Here is a 16273-nt window from a genome sequence, read left to right as displayed (position 1 = left end):
CTGACGTCACGAAGAAGGCCCCGCGCACCCGCCGGGGCCTTCTCCATGATTGCACCCGCCGCTTGCGGCCTTTATAAGGTTCCACAACAATATCTAGAATATCGAGGCGCGCGTGACCGACACTCCTGAACCGCCGGAAACCGAAGAAGAAGGCCCCGGGCGGCCCGCTTATCTCGGCCCCACTGTGTCCATCGCGGACGAGATGAAAACCGCCTATCTCGATTACGCGATGAGCGTGATCGTGAGCCGCGCAATCCCCGATCTGCGCGATGGTCTGAAGCCCGTTCACCGGCGCATTCTCTTCGCGATGCACGAGACCGGGAACACGTTCGACAAGCCTTATCGCAAATCGGCACGTCCGGTCGGCGACGTGATGGGTCAGTATCACCCGCATGGCGACGCCGCGATCTACGACGCGTTGGTGCGGATGGCGCAGCCCTTCTCGATGTCGCTGCCGCTGCTCGACGGTCAGGGCAACTTCGGCTCGATGGACGGCGATAACGCCGCTGCGATGCGTTACACCGAAGTGCGCATGGCGAAACCGGCCAATTACATTCTCGCCGATATCGAGAAAGACACGGTCGATTTCCAGGACAACTACGACGGCAAGCAGGAAGAACCGACGGTTCTGCCCGCACGCTTCCCGAACATGCTGGTCAACGGCGCGGGCGGTATCGCGGTCGGTATGGCGACCAACATCCCGCCGCATAACCTCGGCGAGGTCTGCGACGCGACTCTGGCGCTGATCGACAACCCCGACATGTCGGACGAGGCGATCATGGAGATCGTCCCCGCCCCCGACTTCCCCACCGGCGGCCTGATCATGGGCCGTGGTGGCGCACGCAAGGCTTACCTTGAAGGGCGCGGCTCGGTCATCATCCGGGCGAAGACCCGCGTGGAAGAAATCCGCAAGGACCGCTTCGCGATCGTGCTGGACGAGATTCCCTATCAGGTGAACAAGGCGGCGATGATCGAAAAGATCGCCGATCTCGTGCGCGAGAAGAAGCTCGAAGGCATCTCGAACATCGCTGACGAATCCGACCGCGTCGGCGTCCGCGTCGTGATCGAGCTGAAGCGCGACGCGACTCCGGATGTGGTGCTCAACCAGCTTTTCCGCTTCACGCAGATGCAGACCTCCTTCGGCTGCAACATGCTGGCGCTGAACGGCGGCCGCCCCGAGCAGCTGACGCTTCGCCAATTCCTCAGCTATTTCATCAGCTTCCGCGAGGAAGTTGTCGCGCGCCGCACCGCGTTCGAACTGCGCAAGGCGCGCGAGCGCAGCCACGTCCTGTGCGGTCTGGCCGTGGCAGTGTCGAACGTGGACGAGGTCGTGGCCACCATCCGCTCCTCGGCCGATGCGGCAGAGGCTCGCGCCCGCCTGATGGAGCGCCGCTGGCCCGCGCATGACATCGTCGAATATCTCAAGCTGATCGACGATCCGCTGCATCCGGTCAACGATGACGGCACCTATAACCTGTCCGAGACGCAGGCCCGCGCGATCCTCGATCTGCGCCTGCAGCGTCTGACCCAGATCGGGGTGAAGGAAGTCACGGATGAGCTCGCCCAACTGGCCGAGAAGATCCGCGAATACCTCGCCATCCTCGCCTCGCGCGAGCGGATCATGGCGATCATCGCCGACGAGCTGCGCGAAGTGCGCGAGCTCTTTGCCGTGCCGCGCCGCACCGAGATCATCGACTGGGCCGGCGACATGGCCGACGAAGACCTGATCGAGCGCGAAGACATGGTCGTGACCGTCACGCAGGGCGGTTACATCAAGCGCACGCCGCTCGCCGATTTCCGCTCGCAAAAGCGCGGCGGCAAAGGGCTGTCGGGTGGCGCGCTGAAGGATGACGACACGGTCACCACGCTGTTCGTCGCCAATACCCACACGCAGCTTCTGTTCTTCACGACCGGCGGCATGGTCTACAAGATGAAGTGCTGGCAGCTGCCGCTCGGCTCGCGCCAGTCCAAGGGCAAGGCGATCGTCAACATCCTGCCGATCCCCACCGGCGTCTCGATCGCGGCGATCACGCCGGTCGATCGCGACGAGGCGGAATGGGACGACCTGCAGATGGTCTTCGCGACCTCCAAGGGCACCGTGCGCCGCAACCGCCTGTCGGATTTCACCAACGTCATGCGCAACGGCAAGATCGCGATGAAATTCGAGGACGAGAACGAAGGCATGCGCCTGATCAACGCGCGCATCTGCTCCGAGGACGATGACGTGATGCTGGTCACCGCCAGCGGCCGCGCGATCCGCTTCCCCGTGCCGGAAGTGCGCGTGTTCAACTCGCGCAACTCGGTCGGCGTGCGTGGCATCAAGCTGAAGGGCGATGACGAGGTCGTCTCGATGTCGGTCATCCGCCACTTCGAGGCCACTTCGGAAGAGCGCGTGGCCTACCTCAAGCAGCGTCGCCTGATGGCGGGCGTCACCGAGGAAGAGATCGAGCCCGACGAGGACGAGGAAGCCGTGGTCGAAGGTCAGCTGTCGACCGAGCGCTATGCCGAGATGTCCGCCGCCGAGGATCTGATCCTGACGATCACGTCCAAGGGCTCCGGCAAGATCTCGTCGTCGCATGACTACCCGACGCGCGGTCGCGGCGGTCAGGGCGTGACGGCGATCGACAAGGCGATGCGGGGCGGCCCACTTGTGGCCTCCTTCCCGGTCGAGATGAGCGATCAGATCATGCTCGCCACCTCGACGGGACAGTCGATCCGCTGCCCGGTAGAAGACATCTCCTTCCGCTCGCGTTCGGCCGGTGGCGTGCGTGTGTTCAACACCGCCAAGGGCGAGGTCGTGGTCTCGGTCGCGCGGATCGCCGATCAGGGCGATGACGACGATCTGGATCCGGAGGCCGAAGGGCCGACCGATGCGCCGGACGCGCCCGACACGTCGGGTGACGGCGGCACGCCGGATAGCGAAAGCTGATCCCGTACGGGCTGTTCCCAATTCGGAACGGCTTCGCAAAAAGCAATGAAATCAAGCCCCCGCTCCGCAAGGACGGGGGCTTTTTCTTGTTACAGGACGGGGTCGACGTCTGGAACTTCGGCGGGCGCGTGGCGCTCGGCAAAGGCTCGAACAAGAAGCTGTTCCGCTACCGACCCACCTTCTGATTGCAGACGCATTCCGATGTTGCGGCCCGGCCACGCGCCGGGCCGTTTCCATTTTTTCTTTTCTCCAATGTCCCGTCTGCGCGGAACCACCCCTGAAGCCACCCGTTGCGGTTGCACTATTAGAAACAGGGAGAGTTTCATGAAAGCCTTTGCAGACAGGCTCGGTCTGAGAACCGACCCGACCATTTTCTTCGTATCGGCAGGCTTCACGATCCTCTTCGTGCTCGCGCTTGTCATCTTCCCCGGCCCGATTGGCGATGCGTTCGCCACGGGCCGTTCTTGGATTGTCACCAATCTCGGCTGGTTCTTCATCCTCGGCGTAAACATCTGGCTCGGGTTCCTGATCTGGGCCGCACTGTCGCGCCACGGGCATATCCGGCTCGGTCCGAAGGACAGCCGCCCGGAATATGGAAACCTGTCATGGTTCACGATGCTCTTCGCGGGCGGCATCGGCACGGTGCTGATGTTCTGGGGCGTGGCCGAGCCGATCAGCCATTTCTCCAAGCCACCGCTGCCGGGCGTCGAGCCCTATTCAGACGAGGCCGCGAAAGATGCGATTTCCATCGCGGTCTATCACCTCGGCCTGCATACCTGGACGATCTTCACGCTGCCGGGGCTTGGTTTCGCCTATTTCATCAACCGCTATGACCTGCCAGTGCGGGTGTCATCGGTGTTCTACCCGCTGCTGAAAGAGGGCATCAACGGGCCGATCGGCAAAGCGATCGACATCGCCTCGATCCTCGGCACGCTGTTCGGCGTCGCCGTCTCGCTCGGCCTCGGCTCCAGCCAGATCGCCGCCGGTCTGGATGCGCTTCTGGGCACCGGCGACGGCACCTTCGTCAAGATCGCGATCCTGACCGCGCTCACCGCTGTTGCGATCACCTCCATCGTGGCGGGGCTCGACAAGGGCGTGAAGCTCTTGTCGAACATCAATATCGGCATGGCCGTGGGCCTAATGGTCTTCGTGCTGATCTTCGGCTCTACCCTGTTCCTGCTGCGCGGGATCGTGCAGACCGTCGGCCTCTATCTCACCAACCTGCCGCATCTGGCCTTCTGGAACGACATGCTGGCCAACGAGAACCCCGACACGCCCGGCTGGGGCTGGCAGGGTTCGTGGACCGTGTTCTACTGGGCGTGGACGGTGACCTGGTCGCCCTTCATCGGGTTGTTCGTGGCCCGCATCTCGCGCGGTCGCACGGTGCGTGAATTCGTCTTCGGCGTGCTTCTGGCACCCTCGCTCTTCACCCTGATCTGGTTCGCGATCTTCGGCTGGCAGGCGATGGAGTTCGACGGGATCGGCCAAGCCGCCCGCGATGCGATGGGCGATCAGGCGGGGCAATTGTCTCAGGCCGTCTCGGATAGTGTGCCGCTGGCGATGTTCGCCTTCTTCGAGCACTTCCCCTTCGTCCATATCGTCCAAGGCATCGCAGTGATCGTGGTGGCGATCTTCTTCGCAACCTCGTCGGACTCGGCCTCGCTGGTGGTCGACATGCTCTGCACCGGCACGCCGACCCCCGGCCCGGTCCATCAGCGCGTCTTCTGGGGCGCGGCTGAGGGGCTGGTCGCGGCGATGCTGATCGTGCTGGCGGGCGATGCGGGGCTGACCGCGCTGCAGCAGGTCATTACGGTCGTCGGGCTGCCGATCTTCATCCTCGTGTCGATGATGATCCCCTCGATCATAAAGGGCTTTGCGCTGGAGGATATCGACCACGTCTCGATCGGGAAGCGGCCCAAGCTGGACGATTTCTGATCGCGCGATTCCGAGGTCAGACCCAATCGAACGGCCCGGAGAGGAAACGCTCCGGGCCGTTAACCCATTAGAAAGTTTAACCCTTCCTTAAGACCCACCCGCCTGCCAAAAGAGATCGAAGCCGCAGCGGAGCATGAGCCCGAAGCGCAGCCGGCGAAGATCGGCCTTGTTCAGTTACCGCGTCACGAGGTCCGATCATGCGCAACGCTCCTGTCTCTGCCCTGCGGGGCGCCTTTTTCTGTCTCGCCGCAGCCGTCAGCGCTGACCCCGCGCTCGCCCAAAGCGCGCTCGGCTTCACCGGGGCCGAGCTGACGATCCAGAACAGCACCGGCGACTTTGGAACCGCCCGCGCCGATCTGAGCGCCGATTTCGCGCTGACCCCGGCGCATGGGCTGCAACTCGACCTCGGCGCAAACGATGCCGGTCCGCGCTGGCGCGGCGATCTCGCGGCGCATCTCTACATGGCGCCCACGGAGCGCGCCAAATACGGGCTCTTCGCCGCCGTCTCCGACACCAGCCACGCCAGCCAGACGGCCTATGCGGCGGGCGCGGAAGCGATCTGGGCTGTCGGCGCGCGCGGCAGCGTCTCGGCACGCGCCGGGCTCGGCACCGTCAAACCCGGCAGCAACGATTACGTCTTCGCAGGCCTCGGCGGACGATGGGACGTCAGCCCGCGCACGACGCTCACCGCCGACCTTTCCGTCGTGGACATCTCCGAACTCGCCTTCAGCACCCGCGAGACCACCGCCGCGTTCGGCATAGGCCACCGGCTGGGCGACGGCCCAGCGACGCTCTTCACCCGCATCGAGCGCGCCCATTTCACAGGTCGCCCCGACAGCCGCGACGAGACCCGTCTCGCCCTCGGCCTCAAGTTGCGCTTCGGCCCGCGCGGCCACGGCGTGCGCAACCAGAACTTCGCGCCGATCCGCCCGCTGGACGGGCTATTTGCGCGCGGCACCTTCGCCCTGGACTGAGCATCTGCGATCGGCCTTCCCTTTTGCCGCTTTGACCACTACATGAGCGGCCATGACAGAAGAACTCCATATCGTCGGCGGTGGCATGGCGGGCTCGGAAGCGGCCTGGCAGGCGGCGAATGCCGGTATCCGCGTGGTGCTGCACGAAATGCGGCCCAAGGTCGAAACCTTTGCGCACCAGACCGGCAACTATGCCGAGATGGTCTGCTCGAACTCGTTCCGCTCGGACGATCACGAGCGCAACGCCGTGGGTCAGCTCCATTGGGAAATGGGCGCCGCGAACGGGCTGATCATGGAAACCGCGCGCAAGCACCGTCTGCCCGCAGGCGGTGCGCTGGCCGTGGACCGCGAGGCGTTTTCGCAATCCGTGACCGAGGCGCTGCGCGCCCATGAGAATATTTCCTTTACCGAGGAAGAAGTTACGGAGCTTCCTTCAAGTGGCAAATGGATCTTCGCGACCGGCCCGCTGACCTCGGAATCCTTGGGCAAAGCGATCCTGCAAGCCACCGGCGAAGAGCGTCTGGCCTTCTTCGACGCCATCGCCCCCATCGTCTATGCCGACACGATCGACATGTCCGTCGCGTGGCGTCAGTCGCGCTACGACAAGGGCGAAACCGAGGAGGAGCGCACGGCCTATATCAACTGCCCGATGACGAAGGACGAATACGAAGCCTTCATCGACGCGCTTCTCGCGGCCGACAAGACCGAGTTCCACGAGGGCGAAACCGCGGGCTATTTCGACGGCTGCCTGCCGATCGAGGTGATGGCCGAACGCGGCCGTGAAACCCTGCGTCACGGGCCGATGAAACCGGTCGGGCTGACCAATGAACACGATCCGCAAACCAAGGCCTGGGCCGTGGTGCAACTGCGCCGCGACAACGCGCTTGGCACGCTTTACAATATCGTGGGCTTCCAGACCAAGATGAAGTACGGTGCGCAAGCCGCTGTTTTCCGGATGATTCCGGGCCTTCAGGACTCCAAGTTCGCGCGTCTGGGCGGCATCCACCGCAACACCTTCATCAACTCGCCGACGCTGCTCGATGCACAGATGCGGCTGAAGTCGCACCCGAACCTGCGCTTCGCCGGCCAGATCACCGGCGTCGAAGGCTATGTCGAGAGCGCCGCGATGGGGCTGCTGGCCGGCCGTATGGCTGCTGCCGAGCTTCAAGGCCGCGAACTGCCGCCGCCGGGACCCGAAACCGCGATGGGGGCGTTGATCACCCACATCACCGGCGGGGCCGAGGCGAAGACATTCCAACCGATGAACGTCAATTTCGGGCTCTTCCCGCCGATCGACGCCAAGGGCGGGCGGCGTGGCCGCAAAGACCGCTACAAGGCCTATACCGATCGCGCCAAGACGGTCTTCGGCGACTGGCTGGCGCAGCAAGGAGAGACTGTATGAATTACGTTCTGGCCCTGTTTCTGCCGCCGCTTTCTATCGTGCTGATCGGGCGCATCTTCCTTGCGATCCTCGTCTTCGTGATCTGGATCCCGGCGATCATCTTCTCTGGCGGGCTGACGCATCCGATGTTCATCCTGCTCGCCTGGATCCTGATCTATCAGGCGCATGCGGATCGCCGCGCGGGCGGCTGATTTGGCGGGGTGCGCGCGTCAATGATCACACGCTTCGCCCCCTCGCCAACGGGCCCGCTGCATCTGGGCCATGCCTATAGTGCGATCTTCGCGCATGACATGGCACGCAAGGCCGGCGGCCAGTTCCTGCTGCGGATCGAAGATATCGACCAAAGCCGCGCGCGACCACATTGGGAAGAGCAAATCTATGACGATCTGCGCTGGCTTGGGCTGACCTGGGACGGGCCGGTTCTCCGCCAATCGGACCGCTTGAACATCTATCGCGAAGCCCTTGAAACACTTTGGGAAAGAGACCTTCTCTTTGCCTGCACCTGCACGCGGCGTGATATCGAGGCGGCAGCCTCCGCACCGCAGGAAGGCGTGCAATACGGGCCCGACGGTCTGATCTACCCCGGCACCTGCCGCGAGCGCGGCGCGCGTCGCCCCGGGGCTCCGCTGCCCGACAGCGCGCTACGCCTGAACATGATCCGTGCCGCCCGCGATATCCGTTTCGAGGAAATCTGCGCGCTGCACAAAGGCACGCATAACGTCTCCCGCGCCGATCTGATCGACAAGGTGGGCGATGTCGTGCTCGCGCGGCGCGAGATGGGCACGTCCTATCATCTCGCAGTCGTGCTCGACGATGCCGCGCAAGCCATTACTCATGTCACCCGCGGCGCGGACCTGTTCGACGCCACGCAGATCCATGTTCTGCTTCAAGCGATGCTTGAACTTCCGACGCCAACTTATTGCCATCACGAGCTAATCCGTGACGAGAGTGGAAAACGCCTCGCGAAGCGCGACGACGCCCGCGCCATCGCGAAATACCGCGAGGACGGGGCCACCCCGGGCGACATTCGCCGCATGGTCGGGCTGCCCGCTTCCTCTTGACGGAAATATCCTCCCCGAAGGGCCGCTCTCAATCTTCCATCGGCGTGAGGATCTCGACCTCTTCGCCATCGCGGATCGCGGTGTAGAAGCACGACCTGCGATTGGTGTGGCAAGCCGGGCCTTCCTGCTCGACCAGCACCAGAAGCGTGTCGCGGTCGCAATCGACCCGCATCTCGCGCAGGCGCTGCACATGGCCCGAGGTCTCGCCCTTCACCCAGAACGATTTCCGCGAGCGCGACCAATAGGTTACGCGTCCTGTTTCAAGTGTCTTCGCGACGCTTTCCGCGTTCATCCATGCCATCATCAGGATATCGCCCGAGAGCGCATCCTGCGCGATTGCGGGGATCAAACCGTTGGCGTCATAGGTCAAGCTGGCGGGATCGAATGGCATCGGCTCTTTCCTTCCTGTGGCTCAGGTCCTATCTACGCCGAACGGGCCGAAGGGGAAAGAGATGAGCGACACCGATCTGATCAAGCTCTATTCGCAGCGTATTCTGGCGCTCGCCGCCGATATGCCGGGCACCGATCCGCTCCCCGCGCCCGATGTGACCGTGCGCAAGCGCGCGCCGCTTTGCGGCTCCACGGTCGAGGTCTCGCTGACCTGCACGGATGGCCGCGTCTCGGGCTATAGCCAGACCGTGCATGCCTGCGCGCTGGGTCAGGCCTCGGCTGCGATCTTCGGGGCGCAGGTCATGGGTCGCACGCGCGACGAGGTCGCGAAGCTGCGCGATCAGCTGGCCGAGATGCTCAAGGGCGGCCCCGTCCCCGATGCGCCTTTCGGCGAATACGAGGTGCTGCAAGCCGCGCGCGACTACCCCAACCGGCATGGCTCGATCCTGCTCGCCCCCGAGGCGACGCTCGAAGCGCTCGAGCAGTGCTGAGCCGCTAACCTCCACCTCTCTCGCGATAAAAAAAGCCGCCACTCGAAAGAGCGGCGGCTGAAGTTGCGCTTTACGGACAGGCGGGCCTGGGGGACAGGCGAAGCCGCAGGTTTGGGACAGGTGCGGCAGCCAAAAAGCGCGAGGCAGTAACGATGAGACAGGTCGGGCTTAGAGGAGCCCCGGCAGCCAAAGCGCCATGATGAAGCTTGCGCAAAGCGCGATACCCCCCACGGCGTCGGCCAGCAGTGTGCTGTGATTGCGGTCGAGAAGTTCCTTGATTTCCTTGGCCATCTGGCACCTCCAATCCCTCTGTTGCTACTTTGTTCTCACATTTGACGTCGCGTGTAAAGAACTTTTTAGGAACATTTGAGAACACTGGGGGAGAACGTGAGTCGAACGGGGCTCAGCCGATACCGATCAAACGGATCGCGCGGTCCTGTTCCATCAGCCACAGCAGCACCCGCGCCGCCTGTCCGCGCGGGCCGCTCAACTCGGGATCGTCGGACAGGAGCTTGCGCGCATCCGACTGCGCCACCGCCATCAGACCGGCCTGGCGTTCGAGGTCAGCCACGCGAAAGCGCGGCAGGCCCGATTGCGCCGTGCCGATCACATCGCCCGCCCCGCGCATGGCGAGGTCTTCCTCAGCGATGCGGAACCCGTCCTCGCTTTCGCGCAGGATCGACAGGCGGCGTTCGGCCGTCTCGCTCAGGGGCGTCTGGTAGATCATCAGGCAGGTCGAGGCCGCGGCCCCACGCCCGACCCGCCCGCGCAGCTGATGGAGCTGCGCGAGACCGAAGCTCTCGGCCCGCTCGATCACCATGATCGAGGCGTTGGGCACGTTTACGCCCACCTCGATCACCGTCGTCGCGACGAGCACCCGGGTCTGCCCCTTCACGAAGGCCGCCATGGCAGCGTCTTTCTCGGCCGACGGCATCTGGCCATGAACAAGCCCCACGACATCGTCGCCAAGCGCCGCGCGCAGCGCCAGAAAACGGTCGGTCGCAGAGCTCAGATCGACGCGCTCGCTCTCTTCGACCAGCGGGCAGACCCAATAGACCTGCCGCCCCTCGGCGACCGCCTTGCGCAGATGCTCGACCACCTCGCCCATCCGCTCCATCGCGACAAGCGCAGTCTTGACCGGCGTCCGGCCCGGCGGCTTCTCGTCCAAGAGGCTCACATCCATATCGCCATATTGCGCAAGCGCGAGTGAGCGCGGGATCGGCGTCGCGGTCATCACCAGCACGTCGACCGCCTGCCCCTTGGCGCCCAGCTCCATCCGCTGCGCGACACCGAAGCGATGCTGTTCGTCGATCACGGAAAGCCGCAAATCCTGAAATTCCACGTCTTTCTGAAAAACCGCATGGGTCCCGACAAGGATCCCGATCGCGCCCGAGACCAGATCGGCGAGCTTGCGCGCCCGCTCCGCCCCCTTGTCGCGCCCGGTCAGGATCTCCAGCCGGACGTCTGCCGCCTCGGCCAGCGGCGCCAAACCTTCGAGATGCTGACGCGCGAGGATCTCCGTGGGCGCCATCATCACGCCCTGCCCGCCAGCCTCAACCGCCGTCAACAGCGCCATGAAGGCGACCAGCGTCTTGCCCGCGCCGACATCGCCCTGCAGCAGCCGGTTCATCCGCCGCTCGGAGCCCAGATCGCCCGCGATCTCGGCAATCGCGCGGGTCTGCGCGCCGGTCGGCTTGTAAGGCAGGCTCGCCAGCACCTGCGCCGAGAGCTTGCCCGTCCCGCGCGTCACGCGGCCCTTCTTGCGCCGCGACTGGCGCCGCGCGAGCGCGAGCGTCATCTGGTGGGCGAAAAGCTCGTCATAGGCGAGCCGCGCACGCGCCGGCGCGGTGGACGAGAGATCGTCAATCTTTTCAGGGTGATGCGCCGTTTTCACCGCGTCCTGCCAATCCGGCCAGCCCTCGCGGCGCTTGAGCGCATCGTCGATCCATTCCGGCAGGTCGGGCGCGCGCGCCAAGGCCCCCTCCGCCGCCTTCGCCATCAGCTTTTGCGTGACGCCCGCGGTGAGCGGATAGACCGGCTCGAACCGGGGCATCTCACCCGCATTTTCGGGCGGCAGGATGTAGTCGGGATGCACGATCTGCGCCTGCCCGTCATATATCTCGAGCTTGCCCGAAATGATCCGCCGCGCCCCGTTGGGCATCTGTTTCGCGAGCCAGTCGCCGCGCGCCCGGAAGAAGACCAGCGTGATATCGCCCTGCGCGTCATGGCACAGAACCCGATCGGGCGCGCCTTGTTTGCGCGCGGGGCTATGAGCGCCGATGGTCACTTCGACGGTGACGGTGGTGCCCGCGGGCACGCCCTGCACGGTCGCGACGGGGCGGCGATCGATCACCGAATAGGGCAAGGTGAACAGTACATCGCGCGGGCGGGTGATCCCCAACCCCTCGAAATGTTTGGCCGTTTTCGGGCCGACGCCCGCAAGACTGTCGAGCTCGGCAAAAAGCTCGAAAAGCTCTGCGGGCCGCGTGCTCATGCGCCCCCCGCGAGCGCGATCCATTCATCCTCGTCGATGACGCGGATGTTCAGCTCGGCCGCTTTCTTGGCTTTCGAGCCCGCGCCGGGCCCTGCGACGAGCAGGTCGGTCTTCGCGCTGACCGAGCCCGAGACCTTGGCACCAAGCGCCTCGGCGCGCGCCTTCGCCTCGGCCCGCGTCATCTTCTCAAGCGTGCCGGTAAAAACGACGGTGAGGCCGGAGACGGGGCTGTCGGATTTCGGCTTCTCGGCCTCCTCGACACTCAGATGCGCGGTGAGACGGTCGATCGAGGCGCGCTCGGCCTCTTGCTGGAACGTCGTCACGACGGATGTTGCGAGCGTCTCGCCGACGCCGTCGATCGAGATCAGATCGTCCCATTCCGCGCCCTGCCCGCACTCGGCCTGCGTCATCGCGGCCTCGAACGCCTCCCACGTGCCGTAATGAGTCGCGAGCATACCGGCGCTGGTTTCGCCGACATGGCGGATGCCGAGCGCGAAGATCAGCCGTTGCAGCGGGATCGTGCGTTTCTCGGCGATCGCGGCAAAGAGGTTGCGCGCGGATTTCTCCCCCCAGCCCTCGCGGTTCTTGAGTTGCTGGAGGCCCTGACCGTAGCGCTCTTCCAGCGTGAAGATGTCGGCGGGCTCCTTGATCCAGCCGTCCTCGTAGAATTGCTCGACCTGTTTCGCGCCGAGCCCTTCAATGTCGAAAGCCGCGCGGGATACGAAATGTTTCAGCTTTTCCACAGCTTGCGCGGGGCAGATCAGCCCCCCCGTGCAGCGGCGCACCGCGTCGCCTTCTTCGCGGATCGCCTCGGATCCGCAGCGCGGGCAATGGGTCGGGAAGTCGTAGGGCACCGCATCGTCGGGGCGGCGCGTGAGGTCCACATCGGCGATCTTCGGGATCACGTCCCCCGCGCGATAGACCTGCACCCAATCGCCGATGCGGATATCCTTGCCGCCGCGGATCTCGGCGCCCTTGGAATCGCGCCCGGCGATGTAATCCTCGTTATGCAGCGTCGCGTTCGAGACGACGACGCCGCCCACGGTCACCGGGGTCAGCCGCGCGACCGGCGAGAGCGCCCCGGTGCGACCGACCTGAATGTCGATCCCTTCGAGCTGCGTCCAGGCAAGCTCGGCGGGGAATTTATGCGCGATCGCCCAACGCGGCGTGGTGGAACGAAAACCGAGGCGGCGTTGCAGCGCGAGGTCGTTCACCTTGTAGACGACGCCATCGATATCGTAGCCGAGCGTAGCGCGCTTGGCCTCGATCTCGCGGTAATGGGCGAGCATATCGGCCGGACCATCGCAGAGTTCCGTCAGCGGATTGGTCTGGAAGCCGAGCGATTGCAGCCGCGCGATGGCGTCGATCTGGGTGTCGGCCAGCGGCGCGGACAGCTCGCCCCAGGCATAGGCGAAGAATTTCAGCGGGCGCGACGCGGTGACTTTCGGGTCGAGCTGGCGCAGCGAACCGGCGGCGGCGTTGCGCGGATTGGCGAAACGTTTCTCGCCCGCGGCCTCGTTGCGGGTGTTGAGCGCCTCGAAATCGGCATGGCTCATATAGACCTCGCCACGCACTTCCAGCACCTCCGGCGCGTCCGCGATCGTGGTCGGAATATCGTCGATGGTGCGGGCATTTTCGGTGACGTTTTCGCCGACCGCGCCGTCGCCGCGCGTCGCGGCATGGATCAGCTTGCCGTGTTCGTAGCGGATCGACAGCGAGAGACCGTCGATCTTCGGCTCGGCCGTGTAGTTGAGCGGCGCGTCGGATTTCAGACCGAGGAAGCTACGGATGCTCTCGTCGAATTCGGTCACGTCCTCGTCGGAGAACGCGTTGGCGAGGCTCATCATGCGGATCGCATGGGTGATCTTGCCGAAGCCTTCGGCCAGCTGCCCGCCCACCTGTTCGCTGGGCGATTGGTCCGATTTCAGCGCGGGGAATTTCGCCTCGATCGCCGCGAGCCGCTGCTTGAGCGCGTCATACTCCACATCCGAAATCTCGGGCGCGTCATGGGTGTGATAGGCAGTATTGGCCGCCGCGATCTTCTCGATCAGCTCGGGCAGCTCGGCGCGGGCCTCGGCCTCGCTCAGCGCGTCGATCTCGGTGCGGCTTGGCTCGGACATAAAAAGACCCCCTCGTGCTGACCTTGGTTTAGGCAAGCGCCGAGGGGGCGTAAAGAGCCGTGACGACGGAGATCATCGGCTTTCGGGACGTCAGGCACCCATCGCGATGCGCCGCTCCAACTCGGACGGGTCGGGATCGCGCAGCACATAGCCGCGGCCCCAGACGGTTTCGATGTAATTTTCGCCCTCGGTGGCATCGGCGAGCTTCTTGCGCAGTTTGCAGATGAAGACGTCGATGATCTTCAATTCGGGCTCATCCATGCCACCATACAGATGGTTCAGGAACATCTCCTTCGTCAGGGTCGTGCCCTTCCGGAGGCTGAGCAGCTCGAGCATCTGGTATTCCTTGCCAGTCAGATGCACCGGCTTGCCATCGACCTCGACCGTCTTCGCATCGAGATTGACCGAGATCTTGCCGGTGCGGATGATCGATTGGGCGTGGCCTTTGGACCGGCGGATGATCGCGTGAATACGCGCCACCAGCTCCTCGCGATGAAACGGCTTCGTCATGTAGTCATCGGCGCCGAAGCCGAATCCCTTGATCTTGTTCTCGGTGTCGTCCGCGCCGGTGAGAATCAGGATCGGCGTGTCGATCCTGGCCAGACGCAATTGCCGTAGCACCTCGTGCCCGTTCATGTCGGGAAGATTGAGGTCGAGCAGGATCAGATCGTAATCGTAGAGCTTCGCGAGATCGATTCCTTCCTCCCCCAGATCGGTGCAGTAGACGTTGAGATTCGCGTGCGTCAGCATCAATTCGATGCTGCGCGACGTCGTCGGGTCGTCTTCCACCAATAAAATCCGCATCCTGGGTTCTCCGCATTAATCCCTCGATCGGGGTCGAGACTTACACCAAATGGTTAACACCGGGTTACCTTGTCACGATTCCGTTACATCGCAATCTAAAGTTGTTTCAATTTCTGGATCGCGGTGACTTTAAGACCTTGAATCCCGTGCCTTTCGACACCCTCGATCCAGAGATCCAATTCCTCGTCAGAGAGCGCGTAACGCTCCAGAACTTCGTCGCGGGCGATCAACCCATGCGCGACCGCCTGCACGATCACCGCTTTCCGGCTCGCCACCCATCGTCGGGTTTTTGGAGAGGGCAGATCCGCGCGCGTCAGGATCGTGCCGTCGGCGAGGGTCACCGCGCGCGGACCATCGACTTTCTTGAGATACATGGGCTCACCCCTTCAAGCTCTTCACGCCGGCCACACTGGCGCGCGGGCCCTTAACACTGCGTGAAACGCGGGGTTGAGAGTGGGTCGCATTTTCCTATATTGCTGCACGTCTCGTTAAAGGACGCTTCATCATGCCCAAGGATCTGCCGCTCAATTCGCTCGGTTTCGCCAAACCGCCCGCGGACACCCGCGTCGTCGTCGCCATGTCGGGCGGCGTCGATAGCTCGGTCGTGGCCGCCAAACTGGCCGAGGAAGGCTATGACGTGGTGGGCGTGACGCTGCAGCTTTACGACCACGGTGCGGCGCTGGCCAAGAAAGGCGCGTGCTGCGCCGGGCAGGACATCCACGACGCGCGCCGCGTGGCCGAGGAGATGGGCTTCCCGCATTACGTGCTCGATTACGAGAACACCTTCCGCGAGGCGGTGATCGACGAATTCGCGGACGCCTATCTGGGCGGCGCGACCCCGGTGCCCTGCATCCGCTGCAATGAGCGCGTGAAGTTCAAGGACCTGCTGGAGACGGCGAAGGACCTCGACGCCGATTGCATGGCGACGGGCCATTACATCCAGCGCAAGGACGGTGCGACCGGGCCCGAGCTGCATTGCGCAGCCGATGCGAACCGCGATCAGAGCTATTTCCTGTTCTCGACCACGCCCGAGCAGCTCGATTACCTGCGCTTCCCGCTGGGCCACCTGCCCTCGAAGGATGCGACGCGGGAACTGGCAGCGAAATACGGGCTGGCGGTGGCGGACAAGCCCGACAGTCAGGATATCTGCTTCGTGCCGAACGGGAATTACGCGAGCGTCATCGAGAAGCTGCGCCCCGGCGCGGCCGATCCCGGCGATATCGTGGATATGGAGGGCAACGTCCTCGGCCAACATCGCGGCGTGATCCATTACACGATTGGCCAGCGGCGCGGGCTCGGCATCGGCGGGCTCGAAGACCCGCTCTATGTGGTGAAGCTCGATCCCGACACCCGCCACGTGGTCGTCGGCCCGAAAGAGGCGCTCTCCACCCGCACCATCCCCGTGCGCGAGATCAACTGGCTGGGCGACGAGCCCTTCACCTCGCGCAAGGAATGGCATCTGAAGGTCAAGGTCCGCTCGACCCGCCCGCCGCGCGAAGCGATCATCCGACCGATCTCGGAGACCGAGGCGGAAGTCGAACTGGTCGTGCCAGAGGAAGGCGTCAGCCCCGGTCAGGCCTGCGTGTTCTACGCGCCCGAGGACAGCCGCATCTTCGGCGGTGGCTGGATCTACAAGAAGTAAGCGCCGAATAGGCCCGCAAACAGCACTGCGC

At 64.2% G+C, this 16273-nt stretch carries 14 protein-coding genes; 8 read left to right on the top strand and 6 right to left on the bottom strand.

Annotated features, from left to right (window positions below):
• Window positions 1–112 precede the first annotated feature (112 nt).
• The 6 genes from gyrA to gluQRS all read left to right on the top strand — a co-directional run bounded on the left by gyrA (window position 113) and on the right by gluQRS (window position 8301).
• On the top strand, window positions 113–2929 hold the full coding sequence (gene gyrA / locus BMI85_RS11495; protein WP_078601377.1) for a DNA gyrase subunit A: 2817 nt from the start codon (window positions 113–115) through the stop codon (window positions 2927–2929).
• Window positions 2930–3253: 324 nt separating this feature from the next.
• Window positions 3254–4864: a BCCT family transporter gene (locus BMI85_RS11490; protein ID WP_078601376.1), complete on the top strand. Its 1611-nt coding sequence runs from the start codon at window positions 3254–3256 to the stop codon at window positions 4862–4864.
• A 197-nt stretch (window positions 4865–5061) separates the two neighbouring features.
• Window positions 5062–5838, top strand: a complete 777-nt coding sequence (locus BMI85_RS11485; RefSeq protein WP_078601375.1) for a hypothetical protein — start codon at window positions 5062–5064, stop codon at window positions 5836–5838.
• Between the two features lie 52 nt (window positions 5839–5890).
• Window positions 5891–7240: a methylenetetrahydrofolate--tRNA-(uracil(54)-C(5))-methyltransferase (FADH(2)-oxidizing) TrmFO gene (gene trmFO / locus BMI85_RS11480; RefSeq protein WP_078601374.1), complete on the top strand. Its 1350-nt coding sequence runs from the start codon at window positions 5891–5893 to the stop codon at window positions 7238–7240.
• Window positions 7237–7431: a hypothetical protein gene (locus tag BMI85_RS11475; RefSeq protein WP_078520734.1), complete on the top strand. Its 195-nt coding sequence runs from the start codon at window positions 7237–7239 to the stop codon at window positions 7429–7431. Before trmFO ends, BMI85_RS11475 begins: the two co-directional genes overlap by 4 nt.
• A gap of 21 nt (window positions 7432–7452) precedes the next feature.
• Window positions 7453–8301: a tRNA glutamyl-Q(34) synthetase GluQRS gene (gluQRS, locus tag BMI85_RS11470; RefSeq protein ID WP_078601373.1), complete on the top strand. Its 849-nt coding sequence runs from the start codon at window positions 7453–7455 to the stop codon at window positions 8299–8301.
• A gap of 28 nt (window positions 8302–8329) precedes the next feature.
• On the opposite strand, the gene hisI is transcribed toward gluQRS, so the two are convergent.
• Window positions 8330–8692, bottom strand: coding sequence for a phosphoribosyl-AMP cyclohydrolase (gene hisI, locus BMI85_RS11465; protein ID WP_078520736.1), 363 nt, complete (start codon window positions 8690–8692; stop codon window positions 8330–8332).
• A gap of 61 nt (window positions 8693–8753) precedes the next feature.
• Here hisI and BMI85_RS11460 point away from each other — a divergent pair, with 61 nt between their 5' ends.
• Complete coding sequence (locus BMI85_RS11460) at window positions 8754–9182, top strand: iron-sulfur cluster assembly scaffold protein (RefSeq protein ID WP_078601372.1); 429 nt, start codon at window positions 8754–8756, stop codon at window positions 9180–9182.
• 168 nt (window positions 9183–9350) lie between these two features.
• Here BMI85_RS11460 and BMI85_RS21775 read toward each other — a convergent pair whose 3' ends face one another.
• From BMI85_RS21775 to BMI85_RS11440, 5 genes are all read right to left on the bottom strand, one after another.
• Window positions 9351–9473 carry a hypothetical protein gene (locus tag BMI85_RS21775; protein WP_255266459.1) on the bottom strand — a complete coding sequence of 41 codons (123 nt, stop codon included), beginning with the start codon at window positions 9471–9473 and terminating at the stop codon, window positions 9351–9353.
• Window positions 9474–9585: 112 nt separating this feature from the next.
• Window positions 9586–11676, bottom strand: coding sequence for an ATP-dependent DNA helicase RecG (recG, locus tag BMI85_RS11455; RefSeq protein WP_078601575.1), 2091 nt, complete (start codon window positions 11674–11676; stop codon window positions 9586–9588).
• Entirely contained in the window at window positions 11673–13796 is a 2124-nt protein-coding gene (gene ligA, locus BMI85_RS11450; protein WP_078601371.1) for an NAD-dependent DNA ligase LigA, read from the bottom strand. The genes recG and ligA overlap by 4 nt, the downstream gene beginning before the upstream one ends.
• 90 nt (window positions 13797–13886) lie before the next feature.
• Window positions 13887–14600, bottom strand: a complete 714-nt coding sequence (locus BMI85_RS11445; protein ID WP_078520739.1) for a response regulator transcription factor CtrA — start codon at window positions 14598–14600, stop codon at window positions 13887–13889.
• 95 nt (window positions 14601–14695) lie between these two features.
• The gene (locus BMI85_RS11440; RefSeq protein WP_078520740.1) at window positions 14696–14974 is read right to left on the bottom strand and encodes a DUF1153 domain-containing protein; all 279 of its coding nucleotides are present in this window, start codon (window positions 14972–14974) and stop codon (window positions 14696–14698) included.
• A 131-nt stretch (window positions 14975–15105) separates the two neighbouring features.
• On the opposite strand from BMI85_RS11440, the gene mnmA reads away from it, so the two are divergent.
• Complete coding sequence (mnmA, locus tag BMI85_RS11435) at window positions 15106–16242, top strand: tRNA 2-thiouridine(34) synthase MnmA (RefSeq protein ID WP_078601370.1); 1137 nt, start codon at window positions 15106–15108, stop codon at window positions 16240–16242.
• Window positions 16243–16273: the final 31 nt, after the last annotated feature.

The sequence above is a fragment of the Thioclava sp. DLFJ4-1 genome (assembly GCF_002020145.1).
Taxonomy (GTDB): Bacteria; Pseudomonadota; Alphaproteobacteria; order Rhodobacterales; family Rhodobacteraceae; genus Thioclava; species Thioclava sediminum.
The sequence above is the reverse complement of the archived record's forward strand: the minus strand, read 5'-3'. Positions and strand labels throughout refer to the sequence as shown.